This window comes from Streptomyces sp. LX-29, from assembly GCF_029541745.1.
Taxonomy (GTDB): domain Bacteria; phylum Actinomycetota; class Actinomycetes; order Streptomycetales; family Streptomycetaceae; genus Streptomyces.
The window spans coordinates 1,100,681-1,123,712 of record NZ_CP089746.1 but is presented as its reverse complement, the minus strand read 5'-3'; the positions used below and the strand labels follow the sequence as shown (position 1 = coordinate 1,123,712).

The 23,032-nt window shown below is 73.6% G+C and carries 23 protein-coding genes and 1 pseudogene; 11 read left to right on the top strand and 13 right to left on the bottom strand.

What is annotated here, in order from left to right; genetic code table 11:
- Nucleotides 1-163 precede the first annotated feature (163 nt).
- Together LRS74_RS04905 and LRS74_RS04900 are read right to left on the bottom strand one after the other, a co-directional pair.
- On the bottom strand, nt 164-1,507 hold the full coding sequence (locus tag LRS74_RS04905) for an FAD-dependent oxidoreductase (protein WP_277739825.1): 1,344 nt from the start codon (nt 1,505-1,507) through the stop codon (nt 164-166).
- Between the two features lie 397 nt (nt 1,508-1,904).
- The gene (locus LRS74_RS04900) at nt 1,905-2,564 is read right to left on the bottom strand and encodes a TetR/AcrR family transcriptional regulator (RefSeq protein ID WP_277739824.1); all 660 of its coding nucleotides are present in this window, start codon (nt 2,562-2,564) and stop codon (nt 1,905-1,907) included.
- A gap of 229 nt (nt 2,565-2,793) precedes the next feature.
- On the opposite strand from LRS74_RS04900, the gene LRS74_RS04895 reads away from it, so the two are divergent.
- Nucleotides 2,794-3,315: a hypothetical protein gene (locus tag LRS74_RS04895; protein ID WP_277739823.1), complete on the top strand. Its 522-nt coding sequence runs from the start codon at nt 2,794-2,796 to the stop codon at nt 3,313-3,315.
- Between the two features lie 79 nt (nt 3,316-3,394).
- On the opposite strand, the gene LRS74_RS04890 is transcribed toward LRS74_RS04895, so the two are convergent.
- Nucleotides 3,395-4,300: a LysR family transcriptional regulator gene (locus tag LRS74_RS04890; protein WP_277739822.1), complete on the bottom strand. Its 906-nt coding sequence runs from the start codon at nt 4,298-4,300 to the stop codon at nt 3,395-3,397.
- A 106-nt stretch (nt 4,301-4,406) separates the two neighbouring features.
- On the opposite strand from LRS74_RS04890, the gene LRS74_RS04885 reads away from it, so the two are divergent.
- Together LRS74_RS04885 and LRS74_RS04880 are read left to right on the top strand one after the other, a co-directional pair.
- The gene (locus LRS74_RS04885; RefSeq protein WP_277739821.1) at nt 4,407-5,666 is read left to right on the top strand and encodes a pyridoxal-phosphate dependent enzyme; all 1,260 of its coding nucleotides are present in this window, start codon (nt 4,407-4,409) and stop codon (nt 5,664-5,666) included.
- Complete coding sequence (locus tag LRS74_RS04880; protein WP_277739820.1) at nt 5,660-6,328, top strand: LysE family translocator; 669 nt, start codon at nt 5,660-5,662, stop codon at nt 6,326-6,328. The genes LRS74_RS04885 and LRS74_RS04880 overlap by 7 nt, the downstream gene beginning before the upstream one ends.
- A 128-nt stretch (nt 6,329-6,456) precedes the next feature.
- On the opposite strand, the gene LRS74_RS04875 is transcribed toward LRS74_RS04880, so the two are convergent.
- On the bottom strand, nt 6,457-7,044 hold the full coding sequence (locus LRS74_RS04875) for a dihydrofolate reductase family protein (RefSeq protein ID WP_277739819.1): 588 nt from the start codon (nt 7,042-7,044) through the stop codon (nt 6,457-6,459).
- 69 nt (nt 7,045-7,113) lie between these two features.
- On the opposite strand from LRS74_RS04875, the gene LRS74_RS04870 reads away from it, so the two are divergent.
- Nucleotides 7,114-7,689, top strand: coding sequence for a TetR/AcrR family transcriptional regulator (locus LRS74_RS04870; protein WP_277739818.1), 576 nt, complete (start codon nt 7,114-7,116; stop codon nt 7,687-7,689).
- 50 nt (nt 7,690-7,739) lie between these two features.
- Here LRS74_RS04870 and LRS74_RS04865 read toward each other — a convergent pair whose 3' ends face one another.
- Entirely contained in the window at nt 7,740-8,159 is a 420-nt protein-coding gene (locus LRS74_RS04865; RefSeq protein ID WP_277739817.1) for a MerR family transcriptional regulator, read from the bottom strand.
- Nucleotides 8,160-8,222: 63 nt separating this feature from the next.
- Here LRS74_RS04865 and LRS74_RS04860 point away from each other — a divergent pair, with 63 nt between their 5' ends.
- A complete protein-coding gene (locus tag LRS74_RS04860; RefSeq protein WP_277739816.1) occupies nt 8,223-9,299 on the top strand; it encodes an SDR family NAD(P)-dependent oxidoreductase in 1,077 nt (358 codons plus the stop codon).
- Here the strand turns inward: LRS74_RS04860 and LRS74_RS04855 are convergent.
- Both LRS74_RS04855 and LRS74_RS04850 read right to left on the bottom strand, forming a co-directional pair.
- Entirely contained in the window at nt 9,227-10,195 is a 969-nt protein-coding gene (locus LRS74_RS04855; RefSeq protein WP_277739815.1) for a pirin family protein, read from the bottom strand. The two genes, LRS74_RS04860 and LRS74_RS04855, sit on opposite strands and share 73 nt — an antisense overlap.
- A 539-nt stretch (nt 10,196-10,734) precedes the next feature.
- Nucleotides 10,735-11,352 (bottom strand): annotated as a pseudogene (locus LRS74_RS04850) (phosphatase PAP2 family protein); the annotation flags it as partial.
- A 156-nt stretch (nt 11,353-11,508) separates the two neighbouring features.
- On the opposite strand from LRS74_RS04850, the gene LRS74_RS04845 reads away from it, so the two are divergent.
- Complete coding sequence (locus tag LRS74_RS04845; protein WP_277739814.1) at nt 11,509-13,728, top strand: NADP-dependent isocitrate dehydrogenase; 2,220 nt, start codon at nt 11,509-11,511, stop codon at nt 13,726-13,728.
- A gap of 215 nt (nt 13,729-13,943) precedes the next feature.
- On the opposite strand, the gene LRS74_RS04840 is transcribed toward LRS74_RS04845, so the two are convergent.
- On the bottom strand, nt 13,944-14,888 hold the full coding sequence (locus LRS74_RS04840; RefSeq protein WP_277739813.1) for a M56 family metallopeptidase: 945 nt from the start codon (nt 14,886-14,888) through the stop codon (nt 13,944-13,946).
- 292 nt (nt 14,889-15,180) lie between these two features.
- Between LRS74_RS04840 and LRS74_RS04835 the strand changes: the two genes are divergently transcribed.
- Complete coding sequence (locus tag LRS74_RS04835; RefSeq protein WP_277739812.1) at nt 15,181-15,627, top strand: hypothetical protein; 447 nt, start codon at nt 15,181-15,183, stop codon at nt 15,625-15,627.
- A gap of 48 nt (nt 15,628-15,675) precedes the next feature.
- Here the strand turns inward: LRS74_RS04835 and LRS74_RS04830 are convergent, their stop codons facing one another.
- From LRS74_RS04830 to LRS74_RS04815, 4 genes are all read right to left on the bottom strand, one after another.
- Nucleotides 15,676-16,725 (bottom strand): serine hydrolase domain-containing protein, encoded by a 1,050-nt coding sequence (locus tag LRS74_RS04830; RefSeq protein WP_277739811.1) that lies wholly within the window; start codon nt 16,723-16,725, stop codon nt 15,676-15,678.
- Nucleotides 16,722-16,949, bottom strand: coding sequence for a hypothetical protein (locus tag LRS74_RS04825; protein ID WP_277739810.1), 228 nt, complete (start codon nt 16,947-16,949; stop codon nt 16,722-16,724). The genes LRS74_RS04830 and LRS74_RS04825 overlap by 4 nt, the downstream gene beginning before the upstream one ends.
- 101 nt (nt 16,950-17,050) lie before the next feature.
- Nucleotides 17,051-17,305, bottom strand: coding sequence for a hypothetical protein (locus LRS74_RS04820; RefSeq protein ID WP_277739809.1), 255 nt, complete (start codon nt 17,303-17,305; stop codon nt 17,051-17,053).
- Between the two features lie 102 nt (nt 17,306-17,407).
- Nucleotides 17,408-17,800: a VOC family protein gene (locus LRS74_RS04815; protein WP_277739808.1), complete on the bottom strand. Its 393-nt coding sequence runs from the start codon at nt 17,798-17,800 to the stop codon at nt 17,408-17,410.
- Between the two features lie 169 nt (nt 17,801-17,969).
- Between LRS74_RS04815 and LRS74_RS04810 the strand changes: the two genes are divergently transcribed.
- Nucleotides 17,970-18,521 (top strand): GNAT family N-acetyltransferase, encoded by a 552-nt coding sequence (locus tag LRS74_RS04810; RefSeq protein WP_277744598.1) that lies wholly within the window; start codon nt 17,970-17,972, stop codon nt 18,519-18,521.
- A 172-nt stretch (nt 18,522-18,693) separates the two neighbouring features.
- Here LRS74_RS04810 and LRS74_RS04805 read toward each other — a convergent pair whose 3' ends face one another.
- Nucleotides 18,694-19,377: a glycerophosphodiester phosphodiesterase family protein gene (locus LRS74_RS04805; RefSeq protein WP_277739807.1), complete on the bottom strand. Its 684-nt coding sequence runs from the start codon at nt 19,375-19,377 to the stop codon at nt 18,694-18,696.
- A gap of 266 nt (nt 19,378-19,643) precedes the next feature.
- On the opposite strand from LRS74_RS04805, the gene LRS74_RS04800 reads away from it, so the two are divergent.
- From LRS74_RS04800 to LRS74_RS04790, 3 genes are all read left to right on the top strand, one after another.
- Nucleotides 19,644-21,047: a DUF6421 family protein gene (locus tag LRS74_RS04800; RefSeq protein WP_277739806.1), complete on the top strand. Its 1,404-nt coding sequence runs from the start codon at nt 19,644-19,646 to the stop codon at nt 21,045-21,047.
- 92 nt (nt 21,048-21,139) lie between these two features.
- On the top strand, nt 21,140-21,925 hold the full coding sequence (locus LRS74_RS04795; protein WP_144382572.1) for an SDR family NAD(P)-dependent oxidoreductase: 786 nt from the start codon (nt 21,140-21,142) through the stop codon (nt 21,923-21,925).
- Nucleotides 21,904-22,995 carry a low specificity L-threonine aldolase gene (locus LRS74_RS04790; protein WP_277739805.1) on the top strand — a complete coding sequence of 364 codons (1,092 nt, stop codon included), beginning with the start codon at nt 21,904-21,906 and terminating at the stop codon, nt 22,993-22,995. The genes LRS74_RS04795 and LRS74_RS04790 overlap by 22 nt, the downstream gene beginning before the upstream one ends.
- Nucleotides 22,996-23,032: the final 37 nt, after the last annotated feature.

Genomic DNA, 23,032 nt, shown 5'->3' with positions numbered 1-23,032 from the left:
GCCGTGCCCGGCTCAGGGGGGCGATGTGCCCCGCGCGGCCGTGTCCCGCTCAGGGCGGCGATGTGCCCCGCGCGGCGGTGCGCCCGGCCCGAGGGGTCGAACGAGCCCCGCGTCGGCCGTGCCCCCGGCCCGAGGGGCCGGACGAGCCCCGCGCGGGCCGCGATCAGGCCCCGCCTCGCGCCGCCGCGAGCAGCCCCGGCCAGTCCGGGATCTTCACCTTCGTCCGGCCCAGCGCCCGGCCCAGCTCCTCCTCCGCCGCCTCGATCCGCAGCCAGCCCGGCCACTCCACCGGATCGAGGCCCCACGCGCGCAGCGCCGCCCGTGGCTCCTCGGCCACCGGGCGGGCGGCCAGCACGTCGGCGTCGGCGAGCAGCGAGGCCACGGTCTGCTTGGCGCACGGTCGGTTGGTCCCGATCACCCCTGTGGGGCCACGCTTGATCCACCCCGCCACGTACTCGCCGGGGGAGGCCACCCCGTCGCGCAACACCCGGCCGTCCGCGTGCGGCACCGTGCCGTGGCGCGCGTCGAAGGGCAGTCCGGCCAGCTCCACCCCCCGGTAGCCCACCGACCGCAGCACCAGCTGTGCCTCGATGTCCTCGAAGACTCCGGTGCCGGTCACCCCGCCGGTGCCGTCGGGCGCCGTCCGCTCGAAGCGCACCGCGCGCACCGCCTCCTCTCCCAGCACCGCCACAGGCCGCAGGAAGAAGCGCAGGTGGACGCGGCGGTCGCGGCCCGTGGGCGTACGCCCCGCCCGGTCGCGCAGCACCTCGACATTGCGCCGGTTGACCGCGGGGAGCCCGGAGGGGTCGGCGTAGGCCGGGTCGAGCGCCAGTTCTTCGGGGCGCACGCACACCTCGGCGGAGGGGAGCAGGAAGAGCTCGCGCAGCTCCTTGGTGGTGAACTTCGCCTGGGAGGGGCCGCGTCGGCCGACCATGTGGACCTCTTCGATCCGGCTGTCGGCCAGCGCGCCGAGCGCCGCGTGCGGCACGTCGGTGGGCGCCAGCTCCTCCGCGCCGCGGGCGAGGATGCGGCTCACGTCGACGGCGACGTTGCCCACGCCGATGACGACGGCGGAGCGCGCGCCGAGCGTGAAGGAGCCGCCCGCGACATCCGGGTGGGCGCTGTACCAGGAGACGAACTCGGTCGCCGAGCAGCTGCCGGGCAGGTCCTCGCCGGGGATGCCGAGCCGGCGGTCGGTGGCGGCGCCCACGCAGTAGACCACCGCGTGGTAGAGCTCCAGCAGCCGCGCCGGCGCCAGCGGCTCGGGGCCGACGGGCACATTGCCGAGGAAGGAGACTTTCGGGTGCTCCAGCACGGTCCGCAGGTTGTTCTGCAGCGATTTGATCTTCTCGTGGTCCGGTGCCACGCCGTAGCGCACCAGTCCGTACGGACAGGGCAGTCGGTCCAGCACGTGCACGGCGATGTCGGGCACGATCTGCTGCTCGACCAGCGACTGTGCGGTGTAGACCCCGCTGGGCCCGGATCCGACGACTGCGACGCGAAGCACGGTGGAGCTCCTTCCCGCAGGGGACTCCAGCATCGCACCGTGGAGGGTGCGGCGGGAGGTGCCGCACTGGAGTCGGCCCGGATATCCACTCGGCAGTGCCGCGCCGTGCCGGAGGGCCGGTGGTCGAGGGTCGGCCTGGTCGGATGGGGCGGCGAGCGACGGGTGGGGTCGGGCGGGCGGGCCGTGGCGGGACCGTTGAGGTCAGAGGGACCGAGGTGGTCGGCTCGGCCGCGGGTGTGGAGACGGCCCGAAGTGGTCGGCTGTGGGCGGAAGCGGTCCGGGGTGGTCGGTCGTGGGTGTGGAGACGGCGCGGGGCGGTCGGCTGTGGGCGGAAGCGGTCCGGAGTGGTCGGCCGCGGGTGTGGAGCCCGAGATGGTCGGCCGCGTCGGCGTCCGTGCTACCGCTCGGTGTCGCCCGTGGACATCGCGTACAGCAGGGAGCCGCTGGGCGGACTCTCGCTGGGTGGGAAGCCCAGCCCCCAGTCCAGGGCGTAGCGCAGGAACAGCTCGGCGCGCAGGCGTTCCGGCGCCATCGGGGCCCCCGGCAGCAGGATGGCGACCACCGAGCCCATCAGGAGCGCGCGCAGGAGCAGATAGTCGGCGTCCGGGTCCTTGGAGCCGTGCTCCAGCACCGTGGCGTGCAGCAGGGCGGCGAGCCGCTGCTGCTCGGGGCATTGGATGAAGCCCTCCTCGGACAGGATGCCCGCCATGTGAGTGCGCATTAATCGCGGGTGGTCGCGCGCCAGTCCGAGGATCGCGTCGATGGCCCGGGCCATGCGCTCGGCCCCGGCGTCCTCGCCTCGGGGGCGGGGCGGCCGGTCCAGGGCGGTGGCCAACTCCTCGTGCATCAGCCGGTGCACGGCGGCCTGGAGCAACTGGCGCTTCCCCGGGAAGTAGTACGAGACCAGACCGCGGGCGGCCCCCGCCCGGTCGGCGATGTCGGCGAGCGTCGTCGCCTCATAGCCGCGCTCGCCGACCAGCTCGACCGTCGCCTGCAGCAGACGCGCTTGAGAACGTCGGCGCAACTCCTCATTGACCGCTGCGCTGCGCGGGGACATGCTGTAACTCCTGCGTTGACTGGCTGATAGCCAATATACTCAGCGCGACTCCGGTTGTCCGCCCTCCGCCGAACAGGGCGGAGACCGGGGACGCTGCCGATTCGGGCGACGCGGGGGATCGCCCGAATCGGCGCGTAACGCTCGTTCCCCCAGGTCTTCTGTTCCTGACGCCGCCTCGGGTCCGGGACCGGCGCCGGACGCACGGCGGCCCATCGGCGAGGAGCGAGCGATGGCCGTAGCGGTGTGTTCGCTGGTGTGGAGCGCCGAACGATCCGGGCCCGGTTCCCAGCGCATTGTGTACGACTCCGACGGATATCACCTCGTGCGCTTCCCCTATGGTGCGGTGGACGAAGCCTACGACCCGTGGAAGATGCACGATCCTGCCAACGGAGGCGGCAGACCCTCGACGTTCCCCGACGCCCGCTCGGGGCTGATCTGGCCCAGCCACCACGGCTGGGGAGTGCTGTCCGCCATGGTGTTCTGGGCGTCCGACAGCCGTCCGCGCGAGTACCGCGCCCGTTTCGTCCGCAACCCGCTCTCCGCGGACTACGACTCCACCGCCACCACCGACCACGCCACCACCAGCGGCGGGCAGTACCGCACCTACCTGTGGCAGATGTTCGTCCACCCCGGCACCCCGGTCGGACTGAAGGTCAGCGCGCGCGGCACCGGGGACGCGCGGATCAGGGCTCCCCTCACCTTCGCCGAGTTCAAGCTCGCCATCCACACCGACGTCAGACGGCCCCCGTAGGCGAGAGAAGGCGCGTGAAAACCGCGCGGAGCGGTCGGCGCCGTCGAGCGCGCCGAACCGCCGCTGCCCACCGTCCGCTTCAGCCCCGCGCGGCCACCGCCTCATGGAGCGCCTTACGACAGGCCAGCACGGCGGGGTGGTGGCCGCGCCCCTCGCGTACGACGGTGACGATCCGCCGGGCCTGCCCGCCGCCCGGCAGCGTCCGCAGCGCGGCGACGTCCGGAGTGCCCTCGTCCCACACCATGTCCGGCAGCAGGGCACGGGCGTGGCCCTCCCGCACGAGCCGTGCGTGGAGGAGGATGTCGGTGGACTCGAACCGCACATCGGGCTCGAAGCCGGCGTCCCGGCACAGCGCCAGCGCCCAGCGCCGGGCGGCGGTGCCCTCCGGCTCCATCACCCAGGGGTGGTCGGCCTGCGCCCGCAGCGCGGCCAGGGGGCCCCGGGTGCGCGCCGGCTCGGGCAGGGCCAGGCGCAGCGGGTCCGTGCAGAGGTCCTCCTGCTCGGTGCCGGCGGGCCGGGGGTTGGGCTGGTCCGGGTACTCCTCGGCGATGACCAGGTCGAAGTCGCGGGCGACCAGGGCCGGCAGCGCCCGCTCGGGCTCCAGCTGGGTGAGGTGGACGCGCAGCCGCGGATGGGCCTCGCGCAACAGGGTCAGCGCGGTGGGCACCAAGGCCAGCGCGGCCGTCTGGAAGGAGGCGACGCGCAGCGGGCCGGTCAGCTCGGTGAGCGAGGCGGCGATCTCGGACTCGGCGCGCTCCAGCCGCTCCAGCACCGCCTCGGTGTGGGCGACGAGGATCTCGGCCTGCTCGGTGAGCCGGACCCGCCGCCCCACGGGCTCCAGCAGTGGAACGCCGACCTCCGCCTCCAGTTGGGAGAGCTGCTGGGAGACCGAGGACGGGCTGTACGAGAGGGCGGCGGCGACGGCCGCCAGGGTGCCTCGGTGGCGGAGCTCGCGCAGCAGCCGCAGCCGGTGCAGGTCGTACATCTCGGGCCCTCTCGGTCCCTCGTCCCCGATCGTTCGGTTCTGTCGATGAATATAGGTCGAAAAGATGCGCTGGACCGACGGATGGCCGGGGCCGCAGCCTGGGGACATGGCCCTGACCGATCCCCTCGCCCCCGCGCCCACCTGGTACGCGCGCCCCGCCGGAGCCGTTTTCCGGTGCGCCCCCGCCCCCGCCGCCGCGCGGGCCTTCCACGCCACGCTGCCCGGCTACGCCCCCACCGCGCTGACCGAGGCTCCCGCGCTCGCGGCCGAGCTCGGCGTCGGCCGCGTCTTCGTCAAGGACGAGTCGGACCGGTTCGGGCTGCCCGCGTTCAAGGCGCTGGGCGCCTCCTGGGCCGTCCACCGGATCCTGGCCGGGCGGCCGCCCGGCACCCGGGTGCGGCTGGTCACGGCGACCGACGGCAACCACGGTCGCGCGGTGGCCCGGATCGCCCGGCTGCTCGGCCAGACCGCCCGCGTCTTCGTCTCGGCCGGGGTGCACCCGTCGGCCGCGGCGGCCATCGCCGCCGAAGGTGCCGAGGTCACCCAGGTCGCGGGGCCCTACGACGAGGCCGTGCGCCGGGCCGCCGTAGCCGCGGGGGAGCCGGGCGTGATCCTCGTACAGGACACCGCCTGGCCGGGGTACGAGGAGATACCCGGCTGGATCGTCGAGGGATACGCGACCCTCTTCGCGGAGGTCGACGACCAGTTGGCCGCCGCCGGTGCCCCGGCCCCCGGGCTGGTCGCCGTCCCGGTCGGGGTGGGCTCGCTCGCCCAGGCCGCGGTCACCCACTACCGAGGCCGCCCCGCCGGGCGGGCCACGGCGCTGCTCGCGGTCGAACCCGAGGCCGCGGCCTGCGCCCTGGCCAGCCTGACCCGGCAGCAGCGGGTGAGCGTGACCACCGCGGAGACGACCATGGCCGGGCTGAACTGCGGCACCCTCTCCGCCCTCGCCTGGCCGTACCTGCGCGCCGGACTGGACGCCGCCGTCGCCGTGCGCGACGCCGACAGCGCCCGCGCGGCCCGCGATCTGGCCGCGCTCGGCATCTCCTCGGGCCCCTGCGGCGCCGCGGCTCTGGCCGGGGTCCGGGCCGCGCTCACCGGCGCGGACGCCGCACGGCGCCGCGCCGACCTGGCCGTGGGCTCCGACTCCACGCTGGTGCTGCTGAGCACCGAGGGCGCGGCGGCCAACCCCCACGGCGCCGAGGCGGCCGCTCCGGCCGGGACCGGGGCCGGGGCCGGGACCAGAGCTGGGACCGGGGCCGGGGCCGGAATCGGGGCGCTCGACGCGGAGGGGGCCGGCCCCGTCGACCGGCACGGGACGCGGGCCGCCGGCGTCGACCGCCCCGGGGAGGCCGGAGGGTGCTGAGCCAACTCCTCGCGGCCACGGGGGTACTGGCCCTGCTCACCGTCGCCCCGGGGCCGGACATGGCCGTCGTGACGAAGCGGGCGGTCGCGTCCGGCGCGGCGGACGGGCTGCGGACGGCGGGTGGCATCGCGACGGGGCTGCTGGTGTGGGGCGCGCTGACCGCGGCCGGACTCGCGGCGGTCCTCGCCGCCTCGGCCGAGGCGTACCTGGCGGTCAGGCTGCTGGGCGCCGGCTACCTCGTGTTCCTCGGCGCGCAGGCACTCTGGAACAGCCGGCGGGGCGCCCACGAGGCCATGGCGCCGGCCGAGCGACCCGGGGCGGGCGGCACCGGGGCCTCCGGCGGGGGAGCCGCGCCCGACGCCCGCGCGAGCGGCAACCCCTGGCGCACCGGGTTGGTCGGCAATCTGCTCAACCCGAAGATCGCGGTCTGCTACACCGGACTGCTGCCCGGCCTCGCCCCGGCCGGGCTCTCCCGGCCCGTGGGCATGGCCCTGCTGGTCGGCATCCACGCGGCGCTCACGCTCGGCTGGCTCGGCGCCTACGTCTGTCTGCTCTCGCGGGCCCGCGCGGCCTTCGAGAGGCCGGCCGTCCGTCGGGGCCTCGACCGCGTCATGGGGGTGGTGCTGATCGGATTCGGCTGGAGGGTCGCGACGGCCCGGTGAGCCGGCCGCGGCCCGGAGCGCGCCGGGCCGCGACGGGGGTGTGATGGCGGGCCGGACCGCGACGGGGGTGTGATGGCGGGCCGGGCCGCGACGGGGGCGCGGTGGCGGCCCGGGCGGGCCGAGTGCGGTCACCGCCGGGTGAACCAGGTGATCGTGACGTCGTTGGCGAACGACCGGCGGTCCGCCACCGCGAACGGCGTGGGGTCGAAATCCCCGGCGAACACCGGGATGCCGGAACCCGCCACCACGGGGTAGCTCTTGATGATCAGTTCGTCGACCTCGGGCAGGAGCGCCCCGGCGAGCCGGCCGCCGCCACAGAGCCAGATGTCCGCACCCTCCTCCCGCTTGAGGTCGCGGACCAGCGTGAGCGGGTCGCCGTCGACCACGGTCACCTCCGGATCGGGGCTCGCTCCGAGGGTGCGCGACACCACGTACTGGCGCAGGTGCGCGTACGGGCTCGTGAGGCCCGCGTCGAGGGCGGGGCGGTAGGTGCCCGACCCCATCACCACCGTGTCGAAGCGTCGGTTGGGCGTGTCCGCGAGGCCGCGGGCGGCGCGCATGGCGGTGGGCACGGTCTCGGGGTACCGCGCGTTGGTCCACGCGGCGTAGGCCGCGGCCTGCTCCGCGTCGCCCACGGGGTAGAAGTCGTACTCCCCGCCGGGGCCGGCGATGTAGCCGTCGAGGGTGACGGCGACGTAGTACACGAGCTTTCGCATGGAGGCATCCCGTCCGTAGTACTCTGCTGATAGTGGTTTGAAGGTAGTACTACGTCTGGAGTGGTGTCAATGGTGCGCAGGAACGACGAGCGACGGGCGGCCCTCGTGGACGCCGCCATCGAGGTCCTGGCCCGGGAGGGTGCCCGGGGGCTGACCTTCCGCGCGGTGGACACCGAGGCCGCGGTGCCCCCTGGTACGGCCTCCAACTACTTCGCCAACCGCGACGCCCTGCTCACCCAGGCGGGGGCTCGGGTCTACGAACGGCTGCAGCCCGACGAGGAGACCATCGCGCGGCAGCGGGCGGGCACGCCGGACCGGGAGACCTACGCGGCGCTGATGCGCGAACTCGTCGGCCGCGTCAGCGGCTTCCGCACCGGCTATCTGGCCCTGCTCGAACTGCGCCTGGAGGCCACCCGGCGGCCGCAGCTCCGCGCGGTGCTGACCGAGCGCGTCCGTGCCGACCTCGACGCCAACGTGGCCTACCACGAGCAGTCCGGCCTGCCCGGCGACGCGACCGCCGTCCGGCTGATCTACCTGGCGCTCAACTGGCTGATCGTCGAACAGCTCACCCTGCCCGAGGTCCTCTCCGAGGCCGAGCGCGAACGGCTCGTCACGGCCGCGGTCGAGCGGATCGTGGAGGCGTAGGCGTAGGCGTCGCGACGCGGGGCCCCGGGGGCGCCGGGTCGGTCACCGGATCACTCGGGTGGAGCGGGCGCCCAGAGTCCGGCGGCCGTCCCGTCGCCCAGATGCCGCTCGTAGGTGACGACCTTGCCGTGGATGACGTCGAGACTGGCGGTCAGCTCCGCGATCCTGGCGCGCACGTTCCGCTCGTGCTCGCGCAACAGCGCCAGGCGCTCGTGCTCGTTCCCCGGGCCCGAACGCACCAACTCCGCGAAGCGCTTGATCGTGGCGATCGGCATCCCCGAGTCGCGGAACCGGCCGCACAGCATGAGCCAGTCCACGTCCGCCTGGTCATAGACCCGCTGACCGCCGCCGGACCGCGGGATCTCGCGCAGGAACAGCCCCTCGCGTTCGAAGAACCGCAGCGCGTGCACGCTCAACCCGGTTGCCTCGGCGACCTTCCCGATGGACAGTCCACCCGACTCCGCACCCATGGCGGCCACCCTAGTCAGCCCATGCTTGACTTAGCGCGCACTCTAGCTTTTAGCGTCGCGGACATGACGTCACAGCAGACAACACGGCAGACGACACGGCCGACACACCAACAGCGGATCGGCAGCGGATTCCACGCCCGGAGCACCGCCGACGACGTGCTCGCCCGCATCGATCTGACGGGCACCACCGCCCTGGTCACCGGCGGCTCCTCCGGGCTCGGACTGGAGGCGACCCGAGCACTGGCCCGCGCGGGAGCCCGGGTGATCGTCCCCGCCCGGCGCCCCGCCCAGGCCCGCGAGGCCCTGCGCGGCATCGCCGCGGCGGAGGTCCACCCGCTCGACCTCGCGGACCTGGAGAGCGTCCGCGCCTTCGCCGAACGGTTCCTGGAGACCGGCCGCCCGCTCCGGATCCTCATCAACGGGGCCGGCGTCATGGCCTGCCCCGAGACGCGCGTCGGCCCGGGCTGGGAGGCGCACTTCGCCATCAACCACCTCGGCCACTTCGCGCTCGTCCAGCACCTCCGCCCCGCCCTCGCGCCCGGCGCCCGGGTGGTGTCGGTGGCCTCCTCCGGCCACTTCCTGTCCGACATCCGGTGGCACGATCTCCACTTCCGCACCGGCTACGACCGCTGGCTGGCCTACGCCCAGTCGAAGACCGCCAACGCCCTCTTCGCGCTGCGTCTGGACACCCTGGGCGCGGAGCGCGGGCTGCGCGCCTTCGCCGTACACCCGGGCAGCATCCTCACCCCCTTGCAGCGCCACGTCCCGCGCGAACAGTGGCCCGCCCTCGGCTGGGTGACGCCGGACGGGAAGCCGGCCGAGGGCTTCAAGACCCCACAGCAGGGCGCGGCGACGGCCGTCTGGGCGGCGACGTCACCTCTCCTCGCCGGTCGCGGCGGCGCCTACTGCCAGGACTGCGACATCGCCGAGCCGGCCACCACCGACGACATGCTCGTCGGCGGCGTCAAGCCCTGGGCCGTCGACCCGGCCGCGGCGGCCCGGCTCTGGGGCATCTCCAGCGAGCTCACCGGGCTGGACGCGTTCCCGGGACCGGGGGAGGGCGCGGGTCAGCGCTCGCGCCCGCGCGGCTTCAACGGGGTGGCGGGCAGCTCGGGCGCGCGCAGCGGCGCGCCGTCGTAGCCCCGTACGGTCCCGAAGCGCTCGCCAGCCTGCCAGGCGCGCCGGGCCTCGGCGATCTCGTCTCCGCTACGGCCGACGAAGTTCCACCACATGACCAGCTTCTCCTCGAACGGCTCGCCGCCCAGCAGCATGAACGCGCTGTCCACATCGGCCCGCAGCGGCAGCTCGGTGCGGCCGCAGCCGAGGTAGAGCAGTGAGCCGGGGGAGAGCCGGACCCCGTCGACCTCGGCCTCTCCGGACATGGTCAGCGCGGCGTACTCGAAGTCGGGCTGGACCGGCAGCCGGGCGTCGGTGCCCGCGGCCAGGGTGATGTCGGCGCCGACGATCGGGGTGAAGGCGGTGCCCGGGGAGGCCGCCCCGTCCAGCTCGCCCAGGATCACGGTGGCGCGCAGGCCGTGGCCGCCGGCGATCTCCGGCAGCTCGGGGTGGTGCTCCCAGGTGGGCTCGACATGCCGGTGGCCGTCGGGGAGCGCGACCCACAGCTGGGCCCCGTGCAGGATCGGGGCGTGCTCCCGCGGTGACTCCTCCGAGTGGCTGATCGCGCGGCCCGAGGTCATCAGCCCGAGTTCGCGAGGGCGGATCGTCTGCAGGCTGCCGAGGCTGTCGCGGTGCAGCACCTCGCCGGCGTGCAGCCAGCTGACCGTCTGCAGGCCCATGTGGGGATGCGGCGGGACCTGCATGCCCGGCTCCTGGGCGATGTCGTCGGGCCCGTACGCGTCGACGAAACACCAGGCGCCGACCATGCGCCGGCCCAGGTTCGGCAGCAGCCGGCGCACCACCGTGGACTCCCCGAGCGGCACCTGCTTGCCGGGCAGCAGTTCGCGCACCGGCCGCGCGGTGACATCGGCGCGCCCGCCGCAGAGCGTCGGCGCGGGCCTGAGGTCGAGATTGCTCATGAGGGGACTCTCCCATCGGGGCCGTCGGATCAACCGCGTGAGCCGGATGAATCGCCCGGGTCAGGCGAGGCAGGCGCGTCGCACGGGCCGGGTGCGTCGATCGGGCCGAGTGCGTCGGTCGGGCCGAGTGCGTCCGACAGCCCGGGTGTGTCGCACGGGTCGGGCGTGCCGCGCGGTCTCCCGTTGGGACGGCCCGCGTCGGAGGAGGTCGGTGTGTCGTATGGGCCGCCCCGGGCCGACTCCCTGCCACACCGGGGCGCGCCGCGTGAGCTGGAGGGACGGCCCGCGTCGGGGGAACCGCCCGGCTCCCGCGAAGCGGCCTCGTCGCCGGGACCGGCCTCGTCGCCCGGACCGGCGGCCTCGTCCTCCGGATCGGTCTGGTCCTCCGAGCCGGCCGTGTCCGCACTGCCGGCTGTGTCCGCCGTGCCGGTCGTGCCCGTCGTGGCCGCCGCGCCGGCAGTGTCCGTCGTGCCCGCCGTATCCGCCCCGCCGGCCGCGCGGGCCGCGCGGGCCGCCCACCGTGGGTACACGGCGATCGTCGCGGCGACCAGGGCCGCGCCCATCAGCCAGCCGCCCAGCACATCGCTGAGCCAGTGCACCCCCAGGTACAGCCGGGTGAAGCCCACGCCCAGCACCGACACGGCGGCCACCATGGCCGCGAGGGTCAGGCGCGCGCCCCGCACCCCGTGCAGCACCAGCAGCCACAGCAGCAGCCCGAGGACGAGGGTCGCGGTCATCGCGTGGCCGGAGGGGAAGGCCGCGTACCGCGCGGAGTCCACCGGGTCGGGCCAGTGCGGCCGCTCCCGGCCGACCGCCGCCTTCACTCCCTGCTGCACCGCCGAAGCGAGCAGGCCGGCCCCCGCCATCAGCAGCGCCAGCCTCCGCTCGCCGCGCCACAGTAGCCAGCCCACCGCGGCCGCCAGCAGCACCCGCATGGTCCAGGGGTCCCACACCCAGTCGCTGAGCACCCGATTGGCTCGCGTCCAACCGGGCTCGGACACCGCGAAACGGTGCAGCTCGACGGCGACCTCGCGGTCGGCGGTGACCAGCGGGTTCCAGCCGACCGCGACCAGCACGAGCAGGATGACGGCGAGGGTCGCGAACGCCGTCGCGGCCACCGGCGCCGTCCGGGCGGCGAAGGTCCTCGACGGCTGCATGGCGCCATGATCGCCCAAGGTGGCTCCTGGTCACAGGTCCCCCGCGGCCCCGTCCCCACCGGGCCGCCCGACAGGGAGCAGGGTCCTGTCGAGAGGGGCTCGAACACGAGATATCTTGATGTCGAGCAATGTTACAGACGTGGAGCGGAGCACCCGGTGACTGACTCGACCATCATCTACACCCACACTGACGAGGCCCCGGCCCTGGCGACGCATTCGTTCCTGCCGGTGGTCCAGGCGTACGCCTCGACGGCCGGTGTGAGCGTGGAGACCCGCGACATCTCCCTGGCCGGGCGGATCATCGCCAGCTTCCCGGAGTTCCTGGAGGAGAGCCAGCGCATCGACGACGCCCTGGCCGAGCTCGGTGAGCTGGCCAAGACGCCGGGCGCCAACATCATCAAGCTGCCGAACATCTCGGCGTCCATCCCGCAGCTGAAGGCGACCGTCGCCGAGCTCCAGGAGCAGGGCTACGCCCTCCCGGACTACCCGGACGACCCGAAGACCGAGCAGGAGCGCGACATCCGCGCCCGCTACGACAAGGTCAAGGGCAGCGCCGTCAACCCGGTCCTGCGCGAGGGCAACTCCGACCGTCGCGCCCCCGCCTCGGTCAAGAACTACGCCAAGACCCACCCGCACCGCATGGGCGCCTGGACGTCGGAGTCGAAGACCAACGTCGCGACCATGGGTGTCGACGACTTCCGCTCCACCGAGAAGTCCGTGATCATCTCCGAGGCCGGCTCGCTGCGCATCGAGCTCAAGGGCGACGACGGCTCCACCACCGTCCTGCGCGAGTCGGTACCGGTCCTCGCGGGCGAGGTCGTCGACGCCTCCGTGATGCGCGTCGCCGCCCTGCGCGAGTTCCTCACGGCGCAGGTCGCCCGCGCCAAGGAGGAGGGTGTCCTCTTCTCCGTGCACCTGAAGGCCACGATGATGAAGGTCTCCGACCCGATCGTCTTCGGTCACGTGGTGCGTGCCTTCTTCCCGAAGACGTTCGCGAAGTACGGCGAGGTCTTCGCCGCGGCCGGTCTGACCCCGAACGACGGTCTGGGCGGCATCTTCAAGGGCATCGAGGCCCTGCCGGAGGGCGCCGAGATCAAGGCATCCTTCGAGGCCGAGATCGCCGAGGGCCCCGCCCTGGCGATGGTCGACTCCGACAAGGGCATCACCAACCTGCACGTGCCGTCCGACGTCATCGTCGACGCCTCGATGCCGGCCATGATCCGCACCTCCGGCCACATGTGGGGCCCGGACGGCCAGGAGGCCGACACCCTCGCGGTCCTTCCGGACTCCTCCTACGCCGGCGTCTACCAGGCCGTGATCGAGGACTGCCGCGCCCACGGCGCCTACGACCCGGCGACCATGGGCTCCGTGCCGAACGTCGGCCTCATGGCGCAGAAGGCCGAGGAGTACGGCAGCCACGACAAGACCTTCGAGATCCCGGTCACCGGCACCGTCCGCCTGGTCGACGAGGCCGGCAACGCGGTCCTGGAGCAGACCGTCTCCGCCGGTGACATCTTCCGCGCCTGCCAGACCAAGGACGCGCCGATCAAGGACTGGGTGAAGCTCGCCGTCACCCGCGCCCGCGCCACCGGCGACCCGGCGGTGTTCTGGCTGGACGAGACCCGCGCTCACGACGCCAACCTGATCGCCAAGGTCAACCAGTACCTGCCGGAGCACGACACCGAGGGCCTGGACATCCGCGTCCTCGCCCCGGTCGAGGCCACCAAGCTGTCGGTCGAGCGCATCCGCCGCGGCGAGAACACCATCTCGGTCACCGGCAACGTGCTGCGTGACTACCTGACCGACCTGTTCCCGATCCTGGAGCTGGGCACCAGCGCCAAGATGCTGTCGGTCGTCCCGCTGATGAACGGCGGCGGCCTCTTCGAGACCGGCGCCGGCGGCTCCGCGCCCAAGCACGTGCAGCAGCTGGTCAAGGAGAACTACCTGCGCTGGGACAGCCTGGGTGAGTTCCTCGCCCTCGCGGTCAGCTTCGAGCACCTCGCGCAGACCACCGGCAACGCCCGCGCCCAGGTGCTGGCCGACACCCTCGACCGCGCGACCGCGACCTTCCTCAACGAGGACAAGTCGCCCAGCCGTCGCCTCGGGGGCATCGACAACCGCGGCAGCCACTTCTACCTCGCCCTCTACTGGGCGCAGGAGCTGGCCAAGCAGACCGACGACGCGCAGCTCGCGGAGGCGTTCGCGGCCCTGGCCAAGACGCTGACCGAGCAGGAGCAGACGATCGTCGACGAGCTGATCGCGGTCCAGGGCTCCCCGGTCGACATCGGCGGCTACTACCAGCCCGACGCGGCCAAGGCCTCGGCGATCATGCGTCCGTCGAAGACCTTCAACCAGGCGCTCGCCACCCTCGCCTGATCCGTCCTGACGCACGCCGTGGCGGCCGCTGACGCGGTCGCCACGGCGGCGACGGAGACACCGGGTCCGCCCCGGCCGGCACACCCGCCGGCCGGGGCGGACCCGTTTCGGCGTGTCGCGGGCCGTGGTGGGGCCGCTCGGCGGCCGGGACCGGGAACCAGGAAAACGGACACGACGTACTGACGTACGAGACGTGCCGAGAGGGCTTGGCGCGGTTAGCCCAGCACCCGCAGCGCCGGGACGAAGGCCACCAGCACCGGGACGACCGGGACCAGCGCGGCCGCGGCGGTCAGCCGCCAGCGGCGGGCCGGGGAGAGCCGGGAGGCGGGGGCCAGCAGTCGGTCCACGCGCTGCGGCACCTGGGCCAGTTGGGCCGGACACGGGCCGAAGACCCCGCGGTCCTCGTTGAGTTCGACCAGCGCCAGCGCGGTGGTCAGTCGACCGAAGCGGCGGGAGGCGGCGTCGTCGGCGGCCAGCTCCACCAGCCGGTGCACCTGGTCGCGGAAGGCGGCGAAGACCGGCACCTGCGGGAAGCCGGTGGCCAGCGCCGCCGAGCAGTGCAGCAGCCAGTCGTGGCGGGCCCGCGCGTGCCCCTGCTCGTGCGCCAGCACGGCGTCCAACTGCCGGCCCCCGAGCCGGCGCAGCGCGGCGGTGGTGATGACCATCTGCGGGGTCGGGCCCGGCAGCCACCAGGCGCCCGGCTTGTCGCCCTCCAGCACCACCAGCCGGTCGCCGGACCGCTCCCCAGGCTCCTCGCCGGGCAGCAGCGGGGAGCGGACGAGCAGCTCCGCGCGGCGCCGCCGGCGGCGGGTGCGCGCCGCCCGGATCTCGCGGGTGAGCATCACGGCGGTCCACACGGCGCCGAGCGCCAGGACGACGGCCACCGGCGCGGCCCACGGCCCGTAGGCGGTCAGCGCGTACGCCTCCACGACGCCCTGCGGCGCGGGAGCGAAGACGTTGCCCCGGACCGCCTCGGAGGCGGCCGCCGCGCTCAGCGCCATGGCGAGCCCGCAGCACATGAGCACGGCCACCACGACGCACTGCCACAGCCACAGGGCCAGCACGGGTTCTCGGTCGAGCCAGTCGGAGCGGGCCAACAGGCGCGGCGCCACTGCCGCGACCAGGGCGCCGAGGGCCAGCAGCGCGAGCGGGACCATCATGGTCGTCAGCCTATGAGCGGGGCACTACCGCCCGGTACGGGTCGACGAGGGAAGTGACGCACGCCACGGAACCCGCGGCACTGCCTCGGGTGCGTGAATTCGCCTTTTCGCCACGGCAGATGAGCTCGGGGCCGGGCGCCGTGCGCGCCCCGGACGCCGTCCGCCGCCCGGCGGCGATCCGCAGCGCACCGCGGGCCGCGGGGACCCGCCCGTCCGACCGGGGGTCAGCCCCGTGATAGGAGAGGGGAATCGTGCCCGGACGGATCGCGGCACGGACAGAGGGAAGGACGACATGCAGCGTAAGACGGTGCTCGGGGTCGCGGCGGGGGTGCTGGTCCTCGGCGTCTTCGTGGTCGGCTGCGACGACGACGGCGACAAGGCCGCGGACGGCAAGCGGAAGTCCGGCGCCGACGCCGGCGCCAGCGCGACGCCGGGGAAGGCCGACACCGCCCCGGCCAAGTCGCCGGAGGTGCCGGACGACGTCCCCTCTCCGGACCCCGGCCAGACCGCGGACCTGGTGAAGCGGCTCGGTGAGATCCATCCCGCCCTCGTCGCGCAGCAGGACAAGGCCGTGTCCCGGGCGCGGAACGTCTGTAACGACGCGCGGTGGAGCGAGGAGGGCGACGCCGGCGTCAACGCGCGCGCCGCCGCCCGCTTCAGCGGCGGCGACGTGCCCACCCTCACCCCGGAACAGGGCGGCCGCATCGTCACCGCGGTGCGGGAGTCGTTCTGCTCCTGACCCGTGGCGCGCCCCGCCCGGCTGCCGGCCGGGCGGGGCGCCGCGCCGTCAGTCGCCGGTGCCGGTGCCGGTGCCGGTGGCGGTCGGGGCCGAGTCGGGGCAGGTGATACGGGTGAGCAGCCGCAGGCCGGGGTTGTCGACGGACACGGTGTTGGCACTGAGGATGACGACGGCCGCTCGACGGTCGGGCGCGAGAGCCAGCAGGCTGCGGTAGCCGCCGGTGCCGCCGTTGTGGAAGAACAGCCGCTGCCTGGCGCCGCCGTGCGGCAGCGGAGCCGAGAGCCATCCGGCGTGGACGGTGGCGGCGGCGTTGACACGGTGCTCGGTCGCGCGGGTCAGGGCGATGGCCTCGGTGAGCCCCGCCGGCGCCTCCCCGAGCTGGGCGCGGGCGAACCGCAGCAGGTCGGGGACGGTCGAGTGCAGCCCCCCGGCGCCGGCGAGGGCGGCCAGGTTCCAGCGGGAGCGGGGGCGGCCGGTCCGGGAGTGGCCCGGGGTCAGCCGTGCCGTGTGGTCGGGGTCCAGGGTCACCCGGGTGTCCGTCATGCCGAGCGGCCGGCAGATCTCGGTCCGTATCAGCGTGTCGTAGTCGGTCTCGGCGCGCCGGGCCAGGGCGAGGCCGAGCAGCCCGGCGCCGAGGTTGGAGTAGTGGAAGCCCGCGCCGGGCACCGAGCGCAGCGAGGTGCGGCCCAAGCCGTTCAGCACGACCTCACGGGTGCAGGCGGCGTACGGGTCCGAGCTGAACAGACCCCGCAGGAACATCCCCTTCGGGAGTCGGGGCAGCCCGGAGGTGTGACAGGCCAGGTGGGCCAGCTCGATGGCCCGCCCGTCGCGCTCGGGCACCGTGGAGCCGTCGGGCAGCAACTCGCGCAACGGCTCGTCCAGCCGCACCAGGCCGCGCAGGGACAGCCGGGCCAGCGCCAGGGCGGTGAAGCTCTTGGTGATCGATCCGATCTCGAACAGGGTGTCCGGGGCGGCGCCGTGCATCGCGGTCCGCTCGTCGTGGACGGCGCCGACGACGACGGCGCCGCGCCGCCCGCGGGACAGCTCCTCCGCCGTCGCGCGGACCAGGTCCTCCAGAGCCGAGGTCTTCACCGTCACGCCTCCCCGCGGCCGAACCGGCCGCCGCCGTACTTCTTGTGCGCAGCCTGCCTGGAGACCCCGAGGGCCTCGGCGATCCGTGCCCAGGTCGCCCCGGCGACGCGGGCGCGGCGCACCAGCACCTCCTCCTGCCCGTCCAGGCGGCGGCGCAGCTCGGCCGTCTGGCGCAGAGCCTCGAGCGGGTCGGCGTTCCCGGTGATCGGGGAGAGATCGACAGCGGACATGCGGCCACACTGGTCGACGGAAGATCGCTTGTCAACCTACGTTGACGTGCCGCCAGGCCGCCCGTCGCGGTGGGCCCGCACGGGCGGCCGGGTGGGGGTTCTCACGGGCCGGGCCTGCCGTAGCGCAGGTTCGTCAGCGCCGTGAGCGCCATCGGCGAGAGTCCGATCACGGTGAGGTGGTCGTCGACGTGCTTGGCGAGGATCCAGCCCTTGGCGCGCAGCGAGGCCACCTGGCGGCGGACCTCGGTGCCTGCGGCGCGCTCCAGGTCCTCCACCGTGGGCGCGGAGCCGGCGTCCAGATGGTCGACGATGAGGAAGAGGGTCCTCTGTTCCTCCGCGCTGATGCGGAAGTCCATATGTCGACGGTACGTCGGCGCCGGTCCGGGCGCACCGCTCCGCCGCGTCGCCTCGATTCCCTCGACCGCCTCGACCGCCTCGATCGTCGGGCGGCGGATCGGCTAGATCGTCGGCCGGTAGCGGAGGGGGTGCTCGGCGGGCACCTCCACCACGCAGATCCGCACCCCGTCCGGGTCACGGACCCACATCTCCACGAGCCCCCACGGCTCCCTGACCGGCGGCCGCAGTACCTCCACCCCGTGCGCCGTCAACTCCTCGTGCGCCGCGGCCACGTCCGCGACCTGCAGCCACAGATGGAGTCCGGGGGCGGGGGGTTCGGGGGAGCGGCCGGAGAGTTCCAGGAAGCCGCCGCCGAGGAAGTAGACCGTGCCGCGTTCGGGGCCCTCGCCGAACTCCCGGTAGACCGCGAGCCCCAGCGCCTCGCCGTAGAAGGCCCGGGACCGCTCGGGGTCGGTGGGCCGCAGCAGTGTCCGGCTGCTCAGTACGTGCACCATGACCACCGACCCTACGCCCGTGAGCGGCCGGGATAGGGTCGACGGGCTGTCTCCGCCCGTCTCCGTCGCGGTGGCCTCCGGCCGCGGCACGGCACCGCCGCCCGCGCCGCGCGACCGACCCAGGAGGCCGCGGAGATTCTGGATGCTTGAGAGAGGACACCGAGACGCCATGGACACCGCCGCCGGGACCGCCGCCGATCGCCTCGGCTTCCGCACCGCCACCGAGGCCGATGTGCCGCCGCTCGTCGAGCTGGTGGAGTCGGCCTACCGCGGGGACGCCAGCCGGGTGGGCTGGACCACCGAGGCGGATCTGCTGGACGGGCAGCGCACCGACCCCGAGGGCGTCGCGGCCGTGGTGAACGCCCCGGACAGTCGGATGCTGGTCGTCGAGCGCGACGGGGAGCTCGTCGCCTGCTGCCAGCTCGAACACCGCGGTGAGCACGCGTACTTCGGTATGTTCGCGGTGCGGCCTGCCCTCCAGGGCGCCGGGCTCGGCAAGCTGATCATCGCCGAGGCGGAGCGGCTGGTCCGCGCCGAGTGGGGCGTGCGCGCGATGCACATGACGGTGATCTCCGCCCGCGAGGAGCTCATCGCCTGGTACGAGCGGCGCGGTTACGCCCGCACCGGCGAGATGAGCCCCTTCCCGTACGGTGACGAGCGCTTCGGCGTTCCGCGGCGGGAGGACCTCCAGTTCGAGCTGCTGACGAAGTCGCTCGGCTAGCGCCCCGGACCGCCCGTGGGGCGTAGGGCGCCCGCAGACACGCGGCGGGTGCCCGCACACATGCGGCGGGTGCCGCACACGGGGCGGGTGCCGCACGCACGGGGCGGTGCCCGGACCGCGCGCGCGGCGAGGGACGGCCCCGGCCCGCCGTTCGGGAGCCGCCGAAGCGGCGCTACGCCGTGAACCGCGCGGCCCGCGCGATCTCCGGGAAGTCCATCGTCCCGCCGTCCAGCCCCAGGGCGCGCGCCAGCCGCAGCTCCTCCGGGGTGTTCACGGTCCACCCGACCACCTTGAGCCCGGCCGTCCGTGCCCGCTGGACCAGCTCCAGGGTGATCCGGGGGAGGGCCAGGACCAGCATCCCCGCGCCGACGGCCACCGCGCGGTCGACCACCTCCAGGCCGTAGTGCTCGGCGACCAGCGCGGTGCGCGCGCCGGGCAGCGCCTCGCGGATCTCGGCGAGCGCCTCCTCGTGGAAGGAGAGCACGTCGACCCGGTCCAGCAGCGCGCGTCGGCGGAGCACCTCGGCCAGCGCCCGCGCGGCAGCCCGGTCCTTGATCTCCGCCTGGATCGGCGCCCCCACGGCGTCCACGACCTCCTCGAAGACCGGGATCCGCTCGCCCCGGCCGGCGTCCAGCTCGCGCAGCTCGGCGAGGGTGAGGTCGCCGACGCGTCCGGAGCCGTCGGTGGTGCGGCGCACGTCGGCGTCGTGCATCACCACGAGCGCGCCGTCCTTGCTGAGGTGAAGATCGAGTTCGAGCACGTCCAGGCCCTCGCGCTCGGCGCGGGCGAAGGAGCGCAGGGTGTTCTCCGGCTCGACGCCCATCACGCCACGGTGTCCGATGGTGAGGAAGGTCAACGCAGTCTCGCTTCTGTCGGCGGCCCGGCCCCGTCGACCGGATCGCGGCTCCGCTGGTCTGGGCGGCGGCCAGCCTAGCGAGCGATCCCTGCCGTGCGGTGAACAGCGCGGCGAACGGAACGAAGTCGTGCCGTAACTAGACGTGACAGGAAAAATGTCGGTGACCATGCGGTCTGACAGGACAATTTTTCGCAACGAGTCTTGAGGAAGTGAAGCTGGCAAAGATACGGTGGTTAAACGCGAGGTTCTCCTGTGGAGGTTGTGTCATGACGGAAATTCTTGCGCCCGCGGTCAGCGAGGGCGGTGTTCTCTCTGCCGAACGTGTGGTGGAGCACCCTGCCTGGCCCGTGCTCAAGGCCGCCGTGGAGGAGCTCAGGGTCTGGCAGTCCAAGGACGGCTCCATCGACCTGGAGGCTGACGGCGCCCCGGCGTCCGACGCGGTCCGCGCCGTCGTCGACCGCATGATCGGCGCGGTCGAGGAGCTGGCGCCGCTGCTGCCGCACGACGCCGCCTACCACCAGGCGCTCGTCGCCGACCTGCGCAAGTGGGCCGACCAGGGCTTCGGCGTGCCGGACTTCCTGGACTCGCTGCTCGCCTTCCAGCCCGCGGAAGCGCGCGTCGACGGGCTCCAGCACCTGGTGCTGTTCCCCATGTACACGCAGAACGGCAACCCGGACCGCAACTTCGAGGCCGTGGTGCTGCGCATGGTGTGGCCGGAGTGGCTCTCCGAGCTGGAGCGCACCCGCTACGACAACCCGCTCTTCCTCGGCATCACCTTCGAGGACTTCACCGCGGGCTACGACACCAACTCCGCGGTCCTCTTCCCGGAGACCATCGCCGTTCGTGAGGCCCCCGAGCGCTTCACCTGGGGCGGCATCTTCTGCGACCGCGAGGCCGCGCGCTTCCGCGCGGTCAGCGAGGCCGCCGTCGACGTCCTCGGCATCGACCTCCCCGAGGACATCAAGGCGCTCCTCGACGACCAGCAGCGCTGCCAGGAGGCGTTCGTGCTGTGGGACATGGTCCACGACCGCACCCACAGCCACGGCGACCTGCCGTTCGACCCCTTCATGATCAAGCAGCGGCAGCCGTTCTGGATGTACGGCCTGGAGGAGCTGCGCTGCGACCTCACCGCCTTCAAGGAGGCCGTGAAGCTGGAGGCCGAGGGCTTCGCCCAGGCCCGTGACGTCCAGTACGCCGTGATCTTCGACCGGATGTTCCGCTTCCCGGTCACCGGCGACCGGGTGCGCAACTACGACGGCCTCGGCGGCCAGCTGCTCTTCGCCTACCTGCACCGCCACGACGTCGTACGCTGGACCGACAACACCCTGCACATCGACTGGGACCGCGCCCCGCAGGTCACCAACCAGCTCTGCGGCGAGATCGAGAAGCTCTACCGCGACGGCATCGACCGCCCCAAGCTCGTGCACTGGTTCAAGGCCTACGAGCTGGTCTCCGACTACCTCGCCCCGCACCCCGGCTCCACCTGGGCCAAGGGCCCCGAGGCCCTGGACCTGTCCCTCCCGCCGCGCAAGCTGGTGGATGACGTGCTGCCCGACGAGTTTCCCCTCAGCATGTTCTACGAGGCCCTCGCGAAGAAGCTGCGCAACGTGATTGCCTCCACCAAGGGCATGACCGCTGACAGCGACGTCCACGCGGCCGCGGCCGCGTGACCGCGGTGCCCGGAGAGACCACGTCCGAGGACCAGGCGTCCCAGGACACGACGGAGAACGTGAGCGCGGCGGCGCGCGAGGAGGCGACGAAGATGACCACACCCACGTCGAGCCCGACCCCCAACGAGCCGGGCGGCAAGGGGCCGCTGGACGGCGCGGTCGTGGCGGTGGCCGGCGCGGCCGGCCCGGCCGGCCAGGCCACCCTGCTGCGGCTGGCCGAGGCCGGCGCGACCGTCGTCGGCGCGGACGCGGACGCCGCCCGGCTGGCGGAGGCCGTCGACGCCGCCCGCTACGCCCACGGCGGCGCCACCGTCACCGGGGACACCGTCGACCTGCTCGACCTGGACGCGACCCGCGCCTGGGTGGACCGCACCGAGAAGGAGTTCGGTCGCGTCGACGGCCTGGTGCACCTGGTCGGCGGCTGGCGCGGCGGCAAGACCTTCGCGGACGCCCCGCTCGCCGACTGGGACCACCTGCACAACCTGCTGATCCGCACCGTGCAGCACACCTCCCTCGCCTTCCACGACGCCCTGCAGCGCAGCGGGAAGGGCCGGTATGTGCTGATCAGCGCGGCCGGCGCCTCCCAGCCCACCGCCGGGAACGCCGCCTACGCCGCCGCCAAGGCCGCCGCCGAGGCGTGGACGCTGGCGCTCGCCGACTCCTTCAAGAAGCTGGGCGGCGAGGAGGGTCCGTCCGCCGCGGCTACCATCCTGGTGGTGAAGGCGCTGGTGAACGACGCCATGCGCGCTGAGCGTCCGAATGCCAAGTTCGCGGGCTTCACCGACGTCAAGGAGCTGGCCGAGGCCATCGCCGGTGTCTGGGACCGGCCCGCACAGGAAGTGAACGGAAACCGTCTGTGGCTGACCCCCAAGCCGTGAAGCCCGCGCACACCGACGCCCGGCGGCGGCACGACCCCGCACTGCGCGGCTTCGCCAGTGACAACTACGCCGGCGCCCACCCGGAGATCCTCGAGGCACTCGCCCTCGCCAACGAAGGCCACCAGATCGCCTACGGCGAGGACGTCTACACCGAGCACCTCCAGTACGTGATGCGGCGTCACTTCGGGCCGCACGCCGAGGCGTTCCCGGTCTTCAACGGGACCGGCGCCAACGTCGTCGCCCTCCAGGCGCTGACCGACCGCTGGGGCGCGGTCGTCTGCGCCTCCACCGCGCACATCAACGTGGACGAGGGCGGCGCCCCGGAGCGGATGGGCGGGCTCAAGCTGCTCACCATCCCCACCGAGGACGGCAAGCTCACCCCCGAGCTGATCGACCGGGAGGCATGGGGCTGGGACGACGAGCACCGCGCCATGCCGCAGGTGGTCTCGATCGCGCAGACCACCGAGCTGGGCACCTGCTACACGCCCGACGAGATCCGCGCGATCTGCGAGCACGCCCACGAGCTCGGCATGAAGGTGCACCTCGACGGTGCCCGGATAGCCAACGCGGCCGCGACGCTGAACGTCCCCATGCGGACGTTCACCAACGTCGCGGGCGTGGACGTGCTCTCGTACGGCGGCACCAAGAACGGCATGGTGTTCGGCGAGGCCGTGGTCGTGGTCAACCCCGACGCGGTGCGCGCCATGAAGCACCTGCGCAAGCTGTCCATGCAGCTGGCGTCCAAGATGCGCTTCGTGTCCGTGCAGTTGGAGGCGCTGCTCGCCGGTGACCTGTGGCTGCGCAACGCGCGTCACGCCAACGCGATGGCCAAGCGCCTGGAGGCGGGGGTGCGCGACGTCGACGGCGTCGAGGTCGTCCACGCCGTGCAGTCCAACGCCGTCTTCGCCACCCTGCCGCACGACGTCGCCGAGCGGCTCCAGAAGCGCTACCGCTTCTACTTCTGGGACGAGGCGGCCGGCCTGGTGCGCTGGATGTGCGCCTTCGACACCACCGAGGCGGACGTGGACGCTTTCGTCACGGCGCTGAAGGAAGAGATGGGCCGGGGCTGACGCCCGTACGCGCCTCGCCGCGTGCCGGAAGAGCCGC